This is a genomic window from Natrinema salsiterrestre, assembly GCF_029502005.1.
Classification (GTDB): Archaea; Halobacteriota; Halobacteria; order Halobacteriales; family Natrialbaceae; genus Natrinema; species Natrinema salsiterrestre.
This window is the reverse complement of sequence record NZ_JAMQOT010000006.1, coordinates 45,515-64,244: the sequence shown is the minus strand read 5'-3', so window position 1 is coordinate 64,244 and position 18,730 is coordinate 45,515. Positions and strand designations below refer to the sequence as shown.

Below are 18,730 nucleotides of genomic sequence, written 5' to 3'. Positions count from 1 at the left end.
TACTGACTGTGGTTCGATCGCCTCGCGCCGTTCTCGGTTCGAATCGGCTCGAGACGCGCTATTTCCACGGGTTCTCGACCAGTTCCGACTGCACGCTCGAGCCGACCGCGATCCGGCAGTCGACCCGCGGCGAGGCGATGCACAGCAACACGTAGCCGTCCGCCCGGTGGCGATCCTTCAGGGCCAGCGGTCGACGGCGGTACGAGAACGCGTCGTCGACCTCGAGCGCTTCCGGTTCCTCATCACCGTCCGTCCCTCCTTCGTCGGCCGCGAGCAGCCGACCCGTACAGGTCCCGCAGGCACCGGTCAGACAGCCGTAGGGCAGCGCGATGCCGGCCCGCTCGGCGGCCTCGAGGACCGTCTCGTCGTCGCGAACTGCGAGCGTCCGCGTCCGGCCGTCGGGCCACTCGAGGGTGGCGTCGTAGGCCCGCGAACGGCCGTTCGATCCGCCGCTCACTGCCAGACGTCGCTCGTGCAGTCGCCGTCGGGCCACCGGATCTCGTGGGCGCGGGCCGGTCCCTCGGGACACTCCCCCCAGTCGACGAGGAAATCCTCGTCGAGCTCGAGGGTGCCGTTCCGGGGGTCGACGTCGGCTTTCAGCATCACCGATCCCCGTTCGCCCTCCTCGGGGTAGAACTGCTCGTCCCACGAGGAGAACAGCGACGTCGTCCAGTAGAGGCGCTCGCCGTCGAGCGAGAGTTGAATCATCTGCGGGCCGGCGTTCAGTTCACGGCCCTGGACTTCCTGGACGTCGCCGAAGGTCCCGCCGACCGACAGCGAGTCGGCCCGCCGCGGGTTCGACGGGTCCGAGACGTCGTACATCCAGACCTCGCCGTGGAGCCAGTTCGAGCCGAACAGGTACCGATCGTCCATCGAGATCAGGATGTCGGTCGTCAGACCCGGGACGGGCATGTCCCAGTCCTCGTGGTCGCGGCTCTCGAAGTCGATGGCCTTCTCGGCGCGGTACTCGCCCGTGTCGTCGCGCCAGAAGTGGAAGATGTTCGACGAGAGCGCGGTCCCGACGAACCCGTGGGTCGATTCGGGGGTGTGGAGGAATCGCACCTCGAGCGGGATCTGCCCTTCCTCGCCGAGGTCGATCGTCTGCTCCACGGTTCCGTTCTCCCAGTCCCAGAAGTGGAGCTTCCGGCCGTAGTTGCCCGCCTCGACGTCGTCGAGGTCGAACCCCGGATAGTACGTTTTGGGGGCGGCCCACTCGCTTGACACCATCACGTTCTGGCGGGGCTGGTACCAGTAGTCGTAGTTCATCTCGATCTCGCCCGGCGGCTCCCACCGGCCTTCGATCTCGAAGTCGTCGTTCAGCTCGAGGAACCCGCCCGGCAGCTCGCCGTCGGCGTCGCCCAGCATGCTGATCAGGATCTCGCCGTCCGGGATGCAGTGGACGGTGTGCGGTGCCGAGAGGTCGTACTCGAAGACCTCCTCGGGTTCGATCACCGTCTCGAGTTCGGGGTTCCGCCGGTCTTTCGCGTCGATCACGTGGAGCCGCGACGAGCGCTGGCCGGGGACGATCAGGTGTCGCCGCTCCAAGCCCTCCACGTGACACGACGACGAGCAGGCGTTCCACCCGAAGTGGTGGAGTTCGTCGCCGCGTTCGGGCATCTCGATCCGGTCGACGATCTCGCAGTAGGTGTCCGAGTCGGGATCGAGGTCGACGACCGCGACGAAGTCGGGTGCGTCGACGTCCGTCCCGACGTAGAGGCTCATCACGTAGGCCAGTTTCTCTCGTTCGCCCTCCTCGATGGCGGCCTGTGGCGTCGCGTAGCCGGGTCCCTCGTGGTGGTGTTCGTGGTCGTGGTCCGGTTCGACGTCGCCGCCCGTGCTCGCATCACTCATGGGAGTTCCCGACCACGAACACGTAAATAAGTCTATCCGGGGACCGTGACGGAGGGCCGGACGGGAGCTACGACCAGGGACTGTCGCCGACTTCGGCGCGGACCCGCGGACCGACCTCGATGCGGCAGTCGGTTCGCGGGTGCGCGATACACAGCAGAACGTAGCCGTCCGCTCGTTCGTCGTCGGTCAGCGCCCGTGGCTCCCGACGGTAGGCGACCGCGTCGGCGGCGTCGAGCGATCGATTCGACTCGGCGTCGGCGGACTCGTCGCTCTCGCCACTGTCGTCCTCGAGCCCCAGCAACCGACCGACGCAGGTGATACAGGTCCCCTTTCGGCAGTCGTAGGGCAACCGGATGCCGGCCCGCTGGGCCGCGTCGAGCACCGTCTCGTCGTCGGCGACCTCGATCGTCCGATTCGGGCCGTCGGTCCGCTCGAGCGTCACGTCGTAGCTCGTCATCGCTCGATCCCCGCGGGGCGGCGCTCGGTCGAGTTACTCACGAGGGGTACTACCGCGGACGGCGCAAAAAGTGTGGCCGCTCGAGCGAGTCCCAGTCTTTACCCACGCGCGACCCGTAGCGTCGAACAGATGGGACAGGGAACGGAGTTCGGACTGGTCGACCTCGAGGAAGCGGAGACGCCGGGCGACGAGTGGGAGGAGATCGACGTCTCGGACACCGAAGCGGATCGGATCGCGCGCAAGCGCGACCGCGAGTTCGAGCAGTTCGAGGAGCGCATCAAGGACGCCGACCAGTTCAAGGTCGAGCAGTCGGTGTTCGACGACGCGACCTTCGCGGCGCTGTACAAGCTCGTCCAGGACGGCCACGTCGAGGCCTTCGGCGGGCCGCTCTCGACGGGCAAGGAGGCCAACGTCTACCACGCGCTGGGCGACGACCGCGAGGTCGCGGTCAAGATCTACCGGATCAACGCCTCGAACTTCAACCAGATGCGCGACTACCTCGAGGGCGACCCCCGATTCGAGGGCCTGGGCGGCAAGAAGAAAGACGTCGTCCTCGCGTGGACCAAAAAGGAACTGGCGAACCTCCGGCGGGCGAAAGCCGCCGGCGTGCGAGTCCCGGAGCCGATCGCGACCGAGCGTAACGTGCTGGTCATGGAGTACATCGGGAACGAGGACGGCCGCGCGAAGCGCCTCGGCGAGGTCCAGATCGAGAACCCCCAAACCGCCTACGAGGTCATGCGCGAGTACATGCGCCGGCTCTACTCGGCGGGCCTCATTCACGGCGACTTGAGCGAGTACAACGTCGTCTTCGACGAGAACGAGGGCCAACTCGTGCTCATCGACCTCGGCCAGGCCGTGACGGTCCACCACCCCAATAGCCGCGAGTTCCTCGAGCGGGACTGCCGGAACGTCGCGGGGTTCTTTTCGCGGCAGGGACTCGAAGTGACGGCGGACGACCTCCTCGAGTTCGTCACGAGTCCGGAGCCGGATCCCTCGCGGAACTGATTGTCGCGGTACGGACCCCGTCCCGAACGCCTTAGTGGATCGCCATCGCGGGAACGCGTATGAACATCGGCATTATCTCCGACACGCACGACAACGTCGCGGCGATCGAGCGGGCGACCGAGATCTTCGCCGAGGAGGGCGTCGAGCTCGTCGTCCACTGCGGCGACTTCGTCGCCCCGCTGATGGTCGACTACTTCGACGAGTTCGAACTCCACGGCGTCCTCGGGAACAACGACGGCGACGTGGCGAATCTCCGGGCCGCGTTCGACTCGCTCGGCGGCGAGAGCGAACTCCACGGCCGGTTCGCAAGCCTCGAGTTCGACGGCCTCTCGTTCGCGGTGCTCCACGGCGAGCATCTCGAGGAGGTCGAGGCGATCGCGGCCGGCGAGACCTACGATTTCGTCTGCTACGGCCACCACCACGAGCGGGAACTGTCGGAGGAGGGACGAACGACGGTGCTCAACCCCGGCGCGCACGTGCTGGCGGCCGACGAGGACCGTACGGTCGCCGTCGTCGATACGCGCACGGAGTCGGTCCAGTTTCGCTCGGTTCTCGAGTAGCGACGGCGTCGACCGGCGGCGAACGACCGCGTGCGTGGGTGCCACGACCCACCCGGTACTCGCGGACCAAGCGCTTAACCTCGCCCAGCCAGTACCTGACTGTATGCAGCACGTGAAGATTCCGCAGGACCGCATCGGCGTTCTCATCGGCGAAGGCGGCGAGACGATGCGCGAGATCGAGGCGGAAGCCGAGGTACGACTCGACATCGACTCGGAGAACGGCTCCGTCGCCGTCGACACCGTCGGCGATCCCGTGCTCGGGCTCAAAGGCCCCGAGATCGTTCGCGCCATCGGCCGCGGATTCGCGCCCGAGGACGCCCTGCGGCTGCTCGAGGACGACATGATGTTGTTCGACGTCGTCGACATCGACGCCGCCGCGCGGAACAAGAACGACATGAAACGCAAGAAGGGCCGGCTCATCGGCGAGGGCGGCCGGACCCGCGAACTGATGGAGGAGCTGACCGGCGCCGACGTCGTCATCTACGGCTCGACGCTCGGCATCATCGGCGCACCACAGGAGGTCGACGCGGTCCGCAGCGCCGCCGAAATGCTCCTCGACGGCGCGCCACACGGCGCGGTCTACTCCTTCCTCGAGGAGAAACACAACGAGATGAAACACAAGGGGATGGAGTACCACCGGTTCTCCGGCTGATCGCGACCCCCGACATCGATCACTCCCCACAACCGTTTGCGAACGGCGACCTGTTCTCGATCGACGTTCGGATTCTCCCTTCGTCCGTGCGATCGCGAGGCCCACTGCTGGAGGAGATCTGCGGCCGACGGCGGTCACGGCAGCGCCCGGTTCGGAGTCGACGCCATGTGAAAAACTCCCGTACGGAACGGGGGTCGAGTGGACAATAAGCGAAACGCTTATATAGAATAACAATCAATCGTTCTCTTGACTATGGCTCAACAGCAGATGGGCAACCAGCCCCTTATCGTACTCTCGGAGGACAGCCAGCGCACCTCCGGGGAGGACGCGCAGTCGATGAACGTACAGGCCGGGAAGGCCGTCGCCGAGTCGGTTCGGACGACGCTCGGCCCGAAGGGGATGGACAAGATGCTCGTCGACTCGTCGGGCAACGTCATCGTCACGAACGACGGCGTCACCCTGCTCTCGGAGATGGAGATCGATCACCCCGCGGCCGACATGATCGTCGAAGTCGCCGAGACGCAGGAAGAGGAAGTCGGTGACGGCACCACGAGCGCCGTCGTCGTCGCCGGTGAGCTCCTCAGCCAGGCCGAGGACCTCCTCGACCAGGACATCCACGCGACCACCCTCGCACAGGGGTACCGAGAGGCCGCCGAGGAAGCCACCGCGGCCCTCGAGGAGATCGCCATCGACGTCGACGAGGACGACACGGAGATCCTCGAGCAGATCGCCGCGACGGCGATGACCGGCAAGGGCGCGGAGAACGCCAAGGACCTGCTCTCCGAGCTCATCGTCGAGGCCGTTCGCGCGGTCGCCGACGACGACGGCGTCGACACGGACAACGTCAAAGTCGAGAAGGTCGTCGGCGGCTCCGTCGAGAACTCCGAGCTCGTCGAAGGCGTCATCGTCGACAAGGAGCGCGTCTCCGAGAACATGCCGTACTTCGCCGAGGACGCCGACGTCGCGATCGTCAACGGCGACCTCGAGATCAAGGAGACCGAAATCGACGCCGAAGTCAACGTCACCGACCCCGACCAGCTCGAACAGTTCCTCGAGCAGGAAGAGGCCCAGCTGCGCGAGATGGCCGAGCAAGTCGCCGACGTCGGCGCTGACGTCGTCTTCGTCGACGGCGGCATCGACGACATGGCCCAGCACTACCTCGCACAGGAGGACATCATCGCCGTCCGTCGCGTCAAGTCCAGCGATCAGGCCCAGCTCGCCCGCGCGACCGGCGCGACGCCCGTCTCGAGCGTCGACGACCTGACCGAGGACGACCTCGGTGCCGCGGGCAGCGTCGCCCAGAAGGAGATCGCCGGCGACCAGCGCATCTTCGTCGAGGACGTCGACGACGCGCGCGCCGTCACCCTGATCCTCCGCGGTGGCACCGAGCACGTCATCGACGAGATCGACCGCGCCGTCGAGGACTCGCTTGGCGTCGTCCGCACGACCATCGAGGACGGCAAGGTGCTCGCCGGCGGCGGCGCGCCCGAGGTCGAACTCTCGCTCGCCCTGCGCGACTACGCCGACTCCGTCGGGGGCCGCGAACAGCTGGCCGTCGAGGCCTTCGCGGACGCGCTCGAGGTCATCCCGCGCACGCTGGCCGAGAACGCGGGACTCGATCCCATCGACTCGCTGGTCGAACTCCGCAGCGCCCACGACGGCGGCAACACGGCCGCCGGACTGGACGCCTACACCGGTGACACCATCGACATGGCCGAGGAGGGCGTCTACGAGCCGCTCCGCGTGAAGACCCAGGCCATCGAGTCCGCCACCGAGGCGGCCGTCATGCTGCTTCGCATCGACGACGTCATCGCCGCGGGCGACCTCGCCGTCTCCCACGACGATGACGACGAAGACATGCCCGCCGGTGGCCCCGGTGGCATGGGCGGCGGCATGGGCGGTATGGGCGGCGGCATGGGCGGCATGATGTGAGACTAAATTTTGCTCTGCGGGCGCGGCGAAGCCGCGCCCTCGGCAAAATTTAGTATAAAAGCACTCCTCCCTCCGTTCCGAGCGCTTCGCGCTCTCGGCTCACGGCGTTGCCGTTCGCCTATTCGCGGCGCTACGCGCCGCGCTCTCCACATCGGTCGTCGGCCCGCTCGGGCCTTCGGCCCTCGCGGTGGGAGGTAGTGCACGACACCGCTCGAGCCACCCACTCGAGTCGGCCCATCGTATCTGCTGTTTCGTCGCTATTTTCGCATCTCGTAGTCCGTCTTCGCTCCCTCGTGACCCGTCCCTACGCAACGTTCATGTCTGTTTAATCACAATCGGAGGTCGTGACGAACGACACCGATAGAAAGCGAGACGTCGCGACCGCCTTCGGTGGTGCCGCGGACGGCTATCTCGAGGGGGACGTGCTCAAACGAGGCGGGGACCTCGAGCAGCTCGTCGACTGGTGCCGGGACGCGAGCTGTGTGCTCGACGTGGCGACCGGTGCGGGACACGTCGCCGGTGCGCTCGCGGAGACGGGCGTCTCGAGGGCCGTCGCGGCTGACCTCTCCCCCGAGATGGTCGCGACGGCGACGACGGAGTACGGCGGGCTCGAGGGGGCCGTGGTCGACGCCGAGGGACTCCCCTTCGCGACGGACCGCTTCGACGCGGTCACCTGTCGGTTCGCGGCCCACCACTTTCCCGCCCCCGAGGCGTTCCTCGCGGAGGTCGAGCGCGTGCTCGCGCCGGGCGGCGTCCTCGCGTTCGAAGATCTCTGCGTGCCGGACGATCCCGGGCTGGCGGAGTACGTGAATCGGCTCGAACGACTTCGGGACTCGAGTCACGTCGAGAGCTACTCTCGGCGGCAGTGGCTGGACTGGCTCGCGGAGACGGGACTGACCGCCGAGGACGTCCGCGAGACGAGCCGGCGACTCGAGGTCGACGCCTGGCTCGATCGAATGGACGTGCCGGACGACGATCGCCAGCGGATCAGGTCGTTGCTGGCGGACGCACCGGCGGAACTCGAGGACGCGTTCGATTTTCAATACGAACTCGGCGGGGAGGAGACTCGATTGACGTCATATCGGACGGGCGTCGTCCTGTATCGGGCGACCGCCTGATGGCTGGCGGTCTCACCCTCGGCATCGAATGGTGACGAATTAAGTAGGTTCCCGCAATATTCGCGCCTATGAACACGCTTCTATTGGATAGCGACGACGTCGACGAGCACGCCACTCTGGCCGACGTCATCGATGCCGTCGAGCAGGCGTTCGCGGCCTTCGAGCGCGGAACCACCCAGATGCCCGCCAAATCGTACATCGACCTCCCGCAGTATAACGGCGACTTCCGGTCGATGCCCGCGTATCTCGACACGGGCGAGTGGGACGCGGCCGGCCTGAAGTGGGTCAACGTCCACCCGGACAACCCCGCGGACCACGGCCTGCCGACGGTGCTGGGGACGATGATCTACTCCGACCCCGAGACCGCGTTCCCGCTGGCGATCATGGACGGGACGACGCTCACGATGAAGCGGACGGGGGCCGCCGCGGCCGTCGCGACGGACTACCTCGCCGTCGACGACGCCTCGAGCCTCGGTATCGTCGGCGCCGGCGTCCAGTCGTACACGCAACTCGAGGCGATCAGCGACGTCCGTTCGATCGAGGAGGTCGTCGTCTCGGACCCCGACGAGGAGCGCGTCCAGCGGTTCGTCGACGCCTACGCGGATCGGTTCGACGTCCGCGCCGGATCGATTTCGGAGGCGGGTCACTGTGACGTCCTGTCGACGGTGACTCCCGTCGAAGATCCGATCGTGGGACTCGAGGACGTCGGCGAGCACACGCACGTCAACGCGATCGGGGCCGACGCCGAGGGGAAACACGAACTGCGCGACGAGTTGCTCGCCGCGGCGACGATCGTCATCGACGACCACGAGCAGTGTACCCACTCGGGGGAGATCAACGTCCCCTACGGCGAGGGCGTGCTGACCGACGCGGACATTCACGGTGAGATCGGCGAACTCGTGGTGGGTTCGAAAGCGAGCCGAACCGACGGGACGGGGATCACGGTCTTCGACTCGACCGGGCTCGCGATCCAGGACGTCGCGGCCGCGCGGGTCGTCTACGAGCGGGCGTCCGAGACGGGCGACGGGCTCGGGTTCGACATGGTCGGCGTCGATGGCCGGTAGCCGTCCGATCGGCAGCCGCCTCTCATCCACCGCGTAGGCGGCGCGGAACCGAGCCGGTCATCGACAGTTCGTCGACGTAATACAGGATCGGTTCGCCGGCCGTCGTCGGTAGGCCGTTGGCTTCGAACATCGTGTTTTCGTGAATCGTCGCCGCGGCCGGCTGAAGCGGCCAGGGATCGTGCGAAACCTCGCCGGTCAGGATGTCATCGCCGTCCGGGACGTAGAACCGGTGCCGAGCCGACAGCCAGTGAGCGAGCGTGTCCGGATCGGCAGTGAACACCTCCCCGTTCGGCCGGTAGGTCGCGGCGAACCTCGCGGGACCGTCACCCGTTCGCTGCTCTCGCGTACTCTTGAAGGCCACGTGGTTCGCTTCGGTGGCTCCGACGCGCATGTTCGCACGGTAGACGGGGAGCCGAGTCGTCCGATCGACGGCCGCGGCGACGAACGAGTTGTCGACGTCGATACTGAAGAAAAACAGGCCCGGATCGCCGCGGTACCGGACGTACGTCCGGACGTTGAGTTCGGGAAAGGCCAGTCGCGCGATCGATGGCGTCCCGCGCACTCCGACGTCCGTCAGCACGAACGGGACCACGCTCAGCCAGGCGCGGCCGTCTCGAGTCTCGAGGCTTACCTGCCCGGGAACGTGCGGGCGAACGTCGTCGGGGTCGACCGGCCAGTGAGCGAACAGTCCGTCGCGCCAGGTCATCGAGGCGACGTGCGGTGTGGGCAGCGACGGTCCGTTCGCGAACGGCCAGCGGACCGGATCCGTACGGTGTGTGTTCATCCTCGGAGGCAACGAGTCCGTAGCGACTCGTTGGACGAGCCAGTGTATAAATATATGAGTAATCTGTTAGGTTCGGTGGTGGTCGTCGATTCGTCACTGCAATCAACTCGAGAAACTCCCGAAGAGAGACGGCAGCCGCCGTCAATCGGCCGGATCGACCGCGGAGTCGTCGGACCTCTCGAGGGTAACGCCGTCCGATCCGTCGTCTGCACCGCCCGATTCGATGCTTTCGATGATCTGGTCGGTGGCGTCGGTCGCCCGGAGCACCAGCGTACAGAACCCGACCCGGGTGAGGGCGTCGAGATAACTCCCGGTGAAGATGCCGGTGAAGGCGTCGAGCAGTCCGAAGCCTTGCCGCGATAGGAGGCCGAGGACGAGGTAGGCACCGAAGAGTATCAACAGCAGGTTTCGCAGCTTGCCGTAGAGCAGGACGCGCTCGCCGCTCTGCTCTCCCGACCGGCTCGTGATCGGCCAGATCAACAGGTATGCGAGCACGCCGAGCAACACGAAATTGGCGATATTAGCCGCGTACACTGCCGGCTCCGTGAGGAAGTAGCCGGCGAATATGGACCCGGTCCAACTGATCATGACGACGTTGAGTCCGACCAGTTGTCGGCGCGATGCACCGGCGACGATGCCCGCGATGGTGACCATCATCGGCCCCGAAATGAAGTAGTCGACGTACCGACTCGTTTGGACCGGCTGCCCCGTGGGTGTCGTCAACTCGGAGAACCCCACTGACATGCCGAAGTAGGCCAGTGACAGGATCCCACAGAGGATCGGCAGCGGAAGGTAGTACCGGCGCTTCCCCTTGGGAAACCGGGCGACCCATGCTAGGAAGCCAACCGTCGCCGCCGCCATCACGTAAAACGTGATCCGATACATCCGCAGTTCGGGTATCATCGGGATCCACCTCCGTTACCCGCGGCGGTGGCAGTCGGGTCGTCCGCCCTCGAGACGGTGAACTCGTTGACCGCGTCCGCGAGCTCCGCCGCCCGCTCGTCGAGTCGCGTCGCCTCGGCGGAGACGTCCGTAATCGTCGCGGTCGTCTCCTCGGCGGCCGCCGCGGCCTGCTGGGCCTGCGACGTCGTCTCGTTGGCGACGCTCGCGACGTCCTGGACGATCGTCGCCAGCTCCTCGGCGGAGCTGGCCTGTTCGTCGGTCGCCTGATCGATCTCCTCGACGCCCGCGGTCACCTGTTCGATCTCCGCCGCGATCCGATCGAGTCTGTCCGAGAGGGAATCGACCCGCCCGGTCGCCGACCCGATCGTCGATTCGGCGTCCTCGATCTGGGTTGCACTCTCGTTCGCGCGCTCTTGTATCGATTCGATCATGATTTCGACGTCTTCGACTGCCTCCTGGGTCTGTTCCGCGAGCTCCTTGACCTCGTCTGCGACGGCCTGGAAGCCGCCGCTCTCGCTCGAGGCGCTTTCGGACCGGGCGGACTCGATGGCCGCGTTCAACGCGAGCATGTTGGTCTGGCCGGCGATCTCGTCGATCAGCTCGACGATCTCCTGGATCTGTTCGGCCTCCTCGTCCAGCGATCGGATCGTCTCCGCGACGGCTTCCGTCTGGTCGGTGGCGTCGTGCATCTCGGCAGTCGTCTCCTCGGCCGCCCGCTGGCCCTCCGCCGCCAGCTCGTCGACCTGACTGGTCTGTTCCGCGATGGTACTCGTCGCGGCGGCGACCTCCTCGACGGTCGCGGACATCTCCTTGACTTCCGTCGTCGCGACCGACAGGTCCTCGGCCTGCTTGGAGGACCCGTCCGAAATCTCCTGGACCGACGTGCTGACTTCCTCGCTCGCGCGTCGAATCTCGCTGGAACTGGTCTGCACTTCGGTACTCGTCCGGGCGACGTCCGCCGCGATCGTCTTGACCTGTGTGACCGCGTCTTCCAGATCGTCGATCATCTCGTTGAACGCCTCGGCGATCGACATCATCGCCTCGTGGTCCGTCTCGGGCTCGAGGCGCTGTTCGAGGTCGCCGTCGGCACACGCCGCCATCACCTCGCTGTACCGTTCGGCTTCGGCCTCGAGTTCCCGATTGCGCTCTTCGGTCCGCTGCTGGGCCTCGCGAGCGCGTTCGCGCTGGTCCTCGAGATCGGCCAGCGTCTCCCGGAGGGAATCCCGCATCGACGCGAAGGAGTTGTAGAGGATGCCGACCTCGTCGACCCGATTTGTCTCGAGATCGACGTCGAGGTCGCCCTCGCCCATCCGCTCGGCTTTGCTGCCGAGACGACGGAGGTACAGCGAGGTGTTCCCGCCGAGGACGACGCCGACGAGTCCGATGTGGAGGACGACGACGAACACGAACGCGACCAGCGACGAGGTCGCGGCCCGCTGTGGGCCGTAGACGGTCGCTGCGGTATCGTAGGTGGTGACCGTCAGGGTGTCGCCGCCGACGTCGATCGTCGCCGACGTGGCCGCGAACTCGGTGTCGGTGCCGTCGGGGGTGCCGGTGACGACGTCGCCTTCGGTCGGTGACACCGCGGCGAGAACGGCGTCATCGCCGACCGCGACGTCGTCGCTGACCTCGCCGACCGTCGCGACGGTCTCGCCCTCACCGTTCGTGACGACGGTTCGTCCGTCCGTCTCGAGCGTGGCCGCGAACGCGTCGGTGGGCGCAGAGACGGCGACGTATCGCTCGTCGTCGCCCTCCACTGCCGTAACGAACGACAGCACCGAACCGTCGTTCGCCACTGCCTCGTGGCTGGCGCTGGGTCCGTCGGTAGCGCCGTCGACGCCCGCCTCGTCGAAGAAGTTCTGACCGACCGCGCCGTCCGCACTGCTCGCCAGTACCTCGCCGTCCCCGTCGAGATAGTGGATCTCGGTAACTCGATCGCCGCGGGTGGACTGTGCCGTCGCGAGTCGCTGGCTGATCTCGTCGTCCGTCCCCGACCGGACGGTCGCGTCCGCGGCGAGACCGTTCGCCGTTTCGACGTTGGTCTCGAGCCAACTCGCCGCGACGTCGCTCCGGTCGTCCGTCCGGTCGCTGAAGTGGTCTTCCACTGCCGGACCGACTGCCCCCGATGCGTATCCGAAAAAGAGCGCGGCGACGATGACCGTCACGGCGACGACCAGTACGAAAATCAGACCGATCTTTACACTGTACGTTTCTCTGAACCGATCTGGAAGTATATCCTCGAGTGCCATATTGTCACACGATCGCTCGAGCAGCGCGACGCTACCCGACGTCTTCTCTGTCACTGCTCACCCTTCCCCATTGAATGTATCGGTTGAAATGACTGTCTCGGCGCGGGGTCAGTTACTCTCTCGTAGGGCTACTACCCATCGGGGACAGGAGCGGAAGTCCTGTGCTATCTGACGTATTAAATAACGCAAATCGGATACCGTCTCGATACTAACGGGACGGCCGCCGGATCTTCCATCCCGGCTCGAAGCGACCGGTGGGTGGACCGCGGCGTCGGTTCTCGCGTGCCGATCAGTCGTCGATTTCGATCGCCGGCCGTCCGGGTTCGGCGTTTCCGAGCACGTCGTCGTCGGCCTCGTCGGCACGGACGACGCGAACCGGCGCGTCGAACTCGCGTTCGATCAGCCAGGCGGCCGACTCCAGCGCCGCGTGCTCGTCGGCCGGACCGAGCGTCATCGAGAGCGCCTCCCGCTCCGCCTGCAGGTCCTGCCCGTAATCGGCGGCGGCGTCGCCCCGCTCGCGGATGTGCGACTCCTGCATGAGTTCACCGATCAGGTTGTCGGCGTCGCTCTCGATCGCGATCTCGAGGGCGTCGTACTTCCACTCGGGCGCGACGACGACCTCGATCCCGGTCGGATCCTCGATCCCGGCCACGTCGACGATGTCGCGGATGTCCTCGCGGGTGTTCTCGACGAGCCGACGGCGCTTGGCGACGTGGTCGCGATCGACGTCGGCGGTCGGCCACTCGGCGTTCGCGGCGAAGCCCTCGCCGCCCAGCTCGTCGTGCAACTCCTCCGCGATGTGCGGTGCGACGGGAGCGAGCAGTCGGACGACGGCCGAGAGGCCCCGCTCGTACGTTTCGGCGTGGGGGTCGGTGTGCGTGGCGTACTGTCGCAGCGTCCGAGTCAGATCCTGCGTCTCCCGCAGCGCCTTGTTGAACGTCAGGTCGTCGTACTCCTCGCTGGCGATCGCGATCGTCGCGTCGATCTCCGCGTCGACGTAGCTCGCGATCGCGTCGTCGTCGCCGTCGGGTTCGTCGGCTCGCGGGCTCCGCCCGCTCGCATCTTCCGCGGCGCGTTGCGCCGCGTACTCCTCGACCATCCCCTGCAACCGCTCGAGGAAGGCGTAGGTCGACTGCACCCCTTCCTCGCTCCAGTCGAAGTCGCGCTCGGGCTGGGCGGCCTGCATCATGAACAGGCGCGCGGTGTCGGCCCCGTACTCCTCGACGATCCGCTGGGGCGAGACGACGTTCCCCTTCGACTTGGACATCTTCTCGCCCTCGAGTTGCACCATCCCCTGCGCGAGCAGGTTCGTGAAGGGCTCGCGGTGCTCGAGCCCCTCGTGGTCGGCCAGCACCTTCGTGAAGAACCGCGAATAGAGCAGGTGCATCACGGCGTGTTCGATGCCCCCGACGTACTGATCGACGGGCATCCAGTCGTTGGCCCGCTCGAGGTCGAAGGGCGCGTCCTCGAGGTCGGGGGAGACGTACCGCAGGAAGTACCACGAGGAGTCGACGAAGGTGTCCATCGTGTCCGTCTCGCGAGTCGCGTCGGCCCCACACTCCGGGCAGCTCGTCTGCTTCCACTCCTCGGCGGCGTCGAGCGGGTTCCCGGTGGTGTTGATGAACTCCGGGAGCTCGACCGGCAGATCTTCATCGGGGACCATCACGGGACCGCAGTCCGGACAGTGGACGACCGGAATCGGCGTGCCCCAGTAGCGCTGGCGGGAGATCCCCCAGTCTCGGAGCTGGTACTGTTCGGTCCACTCGGCGCTCTCGATATCCTCGGTGAGTCGGTCGCGGGCCGTCTCGCTGTCGAGGCCGTCGTACTCGCCGGAGTTGATCAGAACGCCGTCCTCGGTGTAGGCCTCCTCCTCGACGTCGGGCGCGGTCGGCTCCGCGTCATCCTCTGGCTCGGGAGCGATGACCGGCCGGACCTCGATCTCCATCTTCTCCGCGAAGGCGTGGTCGCGCTCGTCGTGGGCCGGCACGGCCATCAGCGCGCCCGTCCCGACGTCGGAGAGGACGAAGTCGGCGACGTAGACCGGGATCTCCTCGCCCGTGGCGGGATTGGTCGCGGTCAGGTCCGTCTCGACGCCGTTCGGCTCGTCGCCTTCCGGATCCGCCTCGTGGTGGACGAACTCGTGAATCTCGTCGTCCTCCTCGGCCAACGCCTCGCTGATCGGGTGGTCCGGCGCGAGCGCGAAGAACGTCGCGCCGTGAATCGTGTCGACACGGGTCGTAAAGGCCTCAACTGACCCGTACCCCTCGATATCGAAATCCAGTTCGGTCCCGTACTGGCGGCCGATCCAGTTGCGCTGCATCTGGCGCACCGAGTTGGGCCACCCCTCGAGGTCGTCGATCGACTCGAGCAACTCGTCGGCGTACTCGGTGATCTCGAGGAACCACTGCTCGAGTTCGCGCTGTTCGACCGGCGTATCGCAGCGCCAGCAGAGTTCGGCCTCGCCCTCGACCTGTTCGTCGGCGAGGACGGTCTCGCAGTGGGGACACCAGTTGACTTCGGCGTCGCGGCGCTCGACCAGGCCTTCCTCGTGGAACCGAGAGAAGAGCCACTGGTTCCACTGGTAGTACTCGGGCGTGCAGGTCGCGATCTCCCGATCCCAGTCGTAGCCAAAGCCCATCGCCTCCATCTGGTCGGTCATCGTCTCGATGCAGTCGAACGTCCAGTCGCGCGGGTTCGTGTCGCGCTCTTTGGCCGCGTTCTCCGCGGGGAGGCCGAAGGCGTCCCACCCCATCGGGTGGAGGACGTCGTCACCGCGCATCCGCCGGTAGCGAGCGTACGCGTCCGTGATCGTGTAGTTGCGAACGTGCCCCATGTGGAGCTTCCCGGACGGATACGGGTACATGCCGAGGACGTACGTCGGATCGTCGACGTCGTCGGGCGTCCGGTAGACGTCCGCGTCGTCCCACGCCTCTTGCCAGCGCCGTTCGACCGTCGCGTGGTCGTATCCCGCGTCGCTCATTTGCTTATATACGTATAGGACGGGACGCCGCCCTATACCTTTCCATACACTAGCCCGCCCGACCGGCGAGCGCCTCCGCGATACGCGAATCGATCGTCCGACAGCCTCGAGCGACAGTCGAGATCCGGCGAATCCGATCCGGCGGTGCCGCGAAGCGAGGAGTTTTATCCTCGGCTCGTCCCATCTGGAGCCATGGTAGCAGACGACACCGTCTTCGTCACGGGAGCGAGCCAGGGACTCGGCCGCGAAATCGCGATCGCGTTCGCGGATGCGGGCGCGAACGTCGCGCTCGCGGCCCGGAGCGACGGGATTGACGAGACCGCGGACCTGATCGACGCGCCCGACCGAACGCTGGCGGTCGAGACCGACGTGACCGATTCGGAATCGGTCGCCGACGCGATCGACGAGACGGTCGCGACCTTCGGCGGTCTGGACTGTCTCGTCAACAACGCCGGCATCGCCGGCCCCACCGCGCCGATCGAGGAGACCGAGGACGGCGAGTGGCTCGAGACCCTGGACGTCAACGTCGTCGGGATCGCTCGAGCCACGAGGGAGGCGGCCCCGCACCTTCGCGACGGGGACGACGGGAGCGTCATCAACATCTCGTCGATCGGCGGCAAGCGGCCCTACGCCAACCGCACGCCCTACGCGGCCTCGAAGATGGGCGTGATCGGGCTCACTCGCGCGCTGGCGGCCGAGTTCGGCGACGATGGGGTAACGGTCAACGCGATCTGCCCCGGCCCGGTCGAGGGCGATCGAATCCGGGGGGTCTTCGAGCGACAGGCCGAGGAGGCCGGCGTCCCCGTCGAGGCGGTCGAAGCGGAGGTCCTCGAGACGCTCCTGATCGACGAACTGGTCCCGCCCGAAGAGGTGGCCGAGCTGGCCGTCCACCTCGCGAGCGGCGACTCGCGTCACGTCACCGGACAGGACATCAACGTCTCGTCGGGCGGGGCGTGGTACTAGCGCCGCCGACTGGACCTAAATACGAACTCAGAGGACGCCCAGGACCGCGACCAACAGGCCGAGGCCGACGAGGAACCCGCCGGCCGCCCGTCGGAGCCGGACCTCCGAGCGGACCTGTTTTCGTTGGTCCTCGAGCGAGCCGGCCGCGACGACGAGCGGCGTCTCTTCGGTCCCTCGCAGGACGTATCCGTCGCCCGTCTCGATCAGTTCGCCCCGAACGACCAGTTCGTCGCCGTCCCGGACGACGGTGGCCTGATACTTATCGGGCATAGAGGTCTTCCCGCCGACGCTCACGTTGAACTCCAGGTCGCTGACGATACCGCCCTCGCCCGCCAATCCCGTCCGCTCGAAGAAGCGATTGACCGGGCCGAGGTCGCCGAGATAGGACTCGGTGTCCGGGTCGCCGAGAAACAGCTCCGGCGAGTCGAAGGGGTCGTCGTCCGCGTCGGTCGCCAGCGTCGTCGCGTCCACGCGGACGCGGTCCCAGCTGTGATCGACGGCGAACTCGCCGACCGCGAGTTCGGACTCGCTGGTCCGCCATCGGCTGCCGTTCCCCGTATTCTCCTTCCGGCGCACCCGCCAGGCCCAGAGGGCGGCCGAATCACCTCCGTTCGGATCGGGGCCGGTCCGCGTCGGCGACGACGGCTCGAGGACGCGTATCGGACCGCTGATCGTCGCCTCGCCGCCCGGTTCGACCCGCTCGTCGCCCGCCGCCGCCAGTTCGCCGATCGTCTCGCGTCGATCGCCGAGTTCGCTCGCTCGAGACAGAACCACTCCGCCGATCAGGAGGAAGACGCCGCCGACGACGAGTGCGATCACCTGGACCATGAGCGAGGAGTCGGTACCGGAACATAACAATCACACGAACTGTTCCGATAACAGGGTAGAACCGACGGCGGTATCGCGTGGATGCCGTCGCTATCGCTCCGCTGTGCCCGTTCGAGGACTCGCGTCTCCCGGGTGAGATGACGTGGTCGGGAACTGCGTCCGGACTCGAGTTGCCGGACCGGCTCTCATTCGATGTCGATCCGCTTCGAATCCTCGCCCTCGGACTCCTTCGGCAGTCGCACAGTCAACACGCCGTTCTCGAAGCCGGCTGCGACGGACTCCTCATCGACCGGCTCCGGGAGCCGGATTCGCCGGCTCGCCGATGTCTTGGTCCGTTCGCGCCGGAGATACCGGCCCTCGGCGTAGCCGCCCTCGTCGGTCCGGTTGGCCTCGAGGCGCAGCGTGCCGTCCGAAAGGGTCAGTTCGATGTCGTCGGTCTCGTAGCCGGGCAGGTCGGCGGTGACGACGTACTCCTCGTCGGTGTCGGCCACGTCGACCGGGACCGAGCCGGGGACCTGCAGCCCGCCGGCGGTCATTCCCTCCTCTACCTGTCGGCTCACGCGGTCGAGCATCTCCTCGATATTGTCGATCGGATTGCGTCGCATACTCCCTCGTAGGTCCCCGACGGGGATAAATTCTGCCCGCGGAACGACGACAGAAGACGCCGGCTATTCGGGGAGCGTGACGAGTCCGTCCTCGAGTGCGTCCATGAGGACGTCTCGCGCGTGCCCGTCGGGGTCGACGCCCTCGTAGACGGCCTGAACCTCGCCGTCTGCGAGCAGGAAGGTCGTCCGCGTCGTCACGCCGCTGTCACGCAGTTCGACCGCGAACGCGTCCGCGATCTCCGCGTCCGGATCCGCGAGCAGGTCGAACTCGAGGCCCTCCGACTCGCAGAACGATCGGTGGGAGTCGACGTCGTCGATCGAGACGCCGTAGACGTCGACGCCGGCGTCTCGATAGGTCTCGAGCTCGCGCTGGAACTGATTGGCCTCGATCGTACACCCGGGGGTGTCGTCTTTCGGATAAAAATAGACGACCGTCGGCTCCTCGAACGTGAGGCTCACGTCGTCGCCGTCCTGGTTCGGCGCGGTCACGGCCGGCGCGTCGTCGCCTGGTGCGAGTGGCATACTCGTGGTACCGCGGGACACGGACAAACAGTTTGTGATCCGGTGGGGACGCCGACTCGGGTAGCCCCGACGCGCTCCCGCCGAGGCCTCTCGACCCACAAGTATCCTCCCCTGATTTACAGACAGTGCGGAGTCTCAGCACGTACTATAGGATCGCGGTGATAGCACCGAGTACAGTGTCCTCGTGTCCGGGTTGGGGTAGTGGTCATCCTTCAGCCTGTGTCGGCTGAGACGCGCAGTTCGATTCTCGCACCCGG

General features: G+C 66.6%; 17 protein-coding genes. 7 read left to right on the top strand and 10 right to left on the bottom strand.

The features are described 5' to 3' along the window. Positions 1–58: 58 nt before the first annotated feature. The 3 genes from NDI89_RS16690 to NDI89_RS16680 all read right to left on the bottom strand — a co-directional run bounded on the left by NDI89_RS16690 (position 59) and on the right by NDI89_RS16680 (position 2,308). Positions 59–457: a 2Fe-2S iron-sulfur cluster-binding protein gene (locus NDI89_RS16690; RefSeq protein ID WP_277523086.1), complete on the bottom strand. Its 399-nt coding sequence runs from the start codon at positions 455–457 to the stop codon at positions 59–61. Beyond that, complete coding sequence (locus tag NDI89_RS16685) at positions 454–1,851, bottom strand: selenium-binding protein SBP56-related protein (protein ID WP_277523085.1); 1,398 nt, start codon at positions 1,849–1,851, stop codon at positions 454–456. The genes NDI89_RS16690 and NDI89_RS16685 overlap by 4 nt, the downstream gene beginning before the upstream one ends. Positions 1,852–1,918: 67 nt before the next feature. Then, on the bottom strand, positions 1,919–2,308 hold the full coding sequence (locus NDI89_RS16680) for a 2Fe-2S iron-sulfur cluster-binding protein (RefSeq protein ID WP_277523084.1): 390 nt from the start codon (positions 2,306–2,308) through the stop codon (positions 1,919–1,921). Positions 2,309–2,437: 129 nt separating this feature from the next. On the opposite strand from NDI89_RS16680, the gene rio1 reads away from it, so the two are divergent. The 6 genes from rio1 to NDI89_RS16650 all read left to right on the top strand — a co-directional run bounded on the left by rio1 (position 2,438) and on the right by NDI89_RS16650 (position 8,639). Beyond that, the gene (rio1, locus tag NDI89_RS16675; protein WP_277523083.1) at positions 2,438–3,313 is read left to right on the top strand and encodes a serine/threonine-protein kinase Rio1; all 876 of its coding nucleotides are present in this window, start codon (positions 2,438–2,440) and stop codon (positions 3,311–3,313) included. 59 nt (positions 3,314–3,372) lie between these two features. Continuing rightward, on the top strand, positions 3,373–3,873 hold the full coding sequence (locus NDI89_RS16670) for a metallophosphoesterase (protein WP_277523082.1): 501 nt from the start codon (positions 3,373–3,375) through the stop codon (positions 3,871–3,873). A 103-nt stretch (positions 3,874–3,976) separates the two neighbouring features. Next, the gene (locus NDI89_RS16665; RefSeq protein WP_277523081.1) at positions 3,977–4,525 is read left to right on the top strand and encodes a KH domain-containing protein; all 549 of its coding nucleotides are present in this window, start codon (positions 3,977–3,979) and stop codon (positions 4,523–4,525) included. A gap of 267 nt (positions 4,526–4,792) precedes the next feature. Then, the gene (thsA, locus tag NDI89_RS16660; RefSeq protein ID WP_277523374.1) at positions 4,793–6,457 is read left to right on the top strand and encodes a thermosome subunit alpha; all 1,665 of its coding nucleotides are present in this window, start codon (positions 4,793–4,795) and stop codon (positions 6,455–6,457) included. Positions 6,458–6,801: 344 nt separating this feature from the next. Then, positions 6,802–7,575 carry a class I SAM-dependent methyltransferase gene (locus NDI89_RS16655; protein ID WP_277523080.1) on the top strand — a complete coding sequence of 258 codons (774 nt, stop codon included), beginning with the start codon at positions 6,802–6,804 and terminating at the stop codon, positions 7,573–7,575. Between the two features lie 68 nt (positions 7,576–7,643). Next, on the top strand, positions 7,644–8,639 hold the full coding sequence (locus tag NDI89_RS16650; RefSeq protein ID WP_277523079.1) for an ornithine cyclodeaminase family protein: 996 nt from the start codon (positions 7,644–7,646) through the stop codon (positions 8,637–8,639). Positions 8,640–8,661: 22 nt separating this feature from the next. On the opposite strand, the gene NDI89_RS16645 is transcribed toward NDI89_RS16650, so the two are convergent. The 4 genes from NDI89_RS16645 to leuS all read right to left on the bottom strand — a co-directional run bounded on the left by NDI89_RS16645 (position 8,662) and on the right by leuS (position 15,555). After that, on the bottom strand, positions 8,662–9,423 hold the full coding sequence (locus NDI89_RS16645) for a YqjF family protein (RefSeq protein WP_277523078.1): 762 nt from the start codon (positions 9,421–9,423) through the stop codon (positions 8,662–8,664). 141 nt (positions 9,424–9,564) lie between these two features. Beyond that, complete coding sequence (locus NDI89_RS16640; RefSeq protein WP_277523077.1) at positions 9,565–10,326, bottom strand: bacteriorhodopsin; 762 nt, start codon at positions 10,324–10,326, stop codon at positions 9,565–9,567. Next, positions 10,323–12,575, bottom strand: a complete 2,253-nt coding sequence (locus NDI89_RS16635; protein ID WP_277523076.1) for a methyl-accepting chemotaxis protein — start codon at positions 12,573–12,575, stop codon at positions 10,323–10,325. Before NDI89_RS16635 ends, NDI89_RS16640 begins: the two co-directional genes overlap by 4 nt. A gap of 289 nt (positions 12,576–12,864) precedes the next feature. Then, entirely contained in the window at positions 12,865–15,555 is a 2,691-nt protein-coding gene (gene leuS, locus NDI89_RS16630) for a leucine--tRNA ligase (protein ID WP_277523075.1), read from the bottom strand. A gap of 192 nt (positions 15,556–15,747) precedes the next feature. On the opposite strand from leuS, the gene NDI89_RS16625 reads away from it, so the two are divergent. Next, complete coding sequence (locus NDI89_RS16625; RefSeq protein WP_277523073.1) at positions 15,748–16,518, top strand: SDR family NAD(P)-dependent oxidoreductase; 771 nt, start codon at positions 15,748–15,750, stop codon at positions 16,516–16,518. Between the two features lie 27 nt (positions 16,519–16,545). Here NDI89_RS16625 and NDI89_RS16620 read toward each other — a convergent pair whose 3' ends face one another. The 3 genes from NDI89_RS16620 to NDI89_RS16610 form a co-directional block, all read right to left on the bottom strand. Continuing rightward, positions 16,546–17,346, bottom strand: a complete 801-nt coding sequence (locus NDI89_RS16620; protein ID WP_277523071.1) for a hypothetical protein — start codon at positions 17,344–17,346, stop codon at positions 16,546–16,548. A gap of 185 nt (positions 17,347–17,531) precedes the next feature. Then, entirely contained in the window at positions 17,532–17,951 is a 420-nt protein-coding gene (locus NDI89_RS16615; RefSeq protein WP_277523068.1) for an Hsp20/alpha crystallin family protein, read from the bottom strand. 63 nt (positions 17,952–18,014) lie between these two features. Next, entirely contained in the window at positions 18,015–18,473 is a 459-nt protein-coding gene (locus tag NDI89_RS16610) for a peroxiredoxin (RefSeq protein ID WP_277523066.1), read from the bottom strand. Positions 18,474–18,730: the final 257 nt, after the last annotated feature.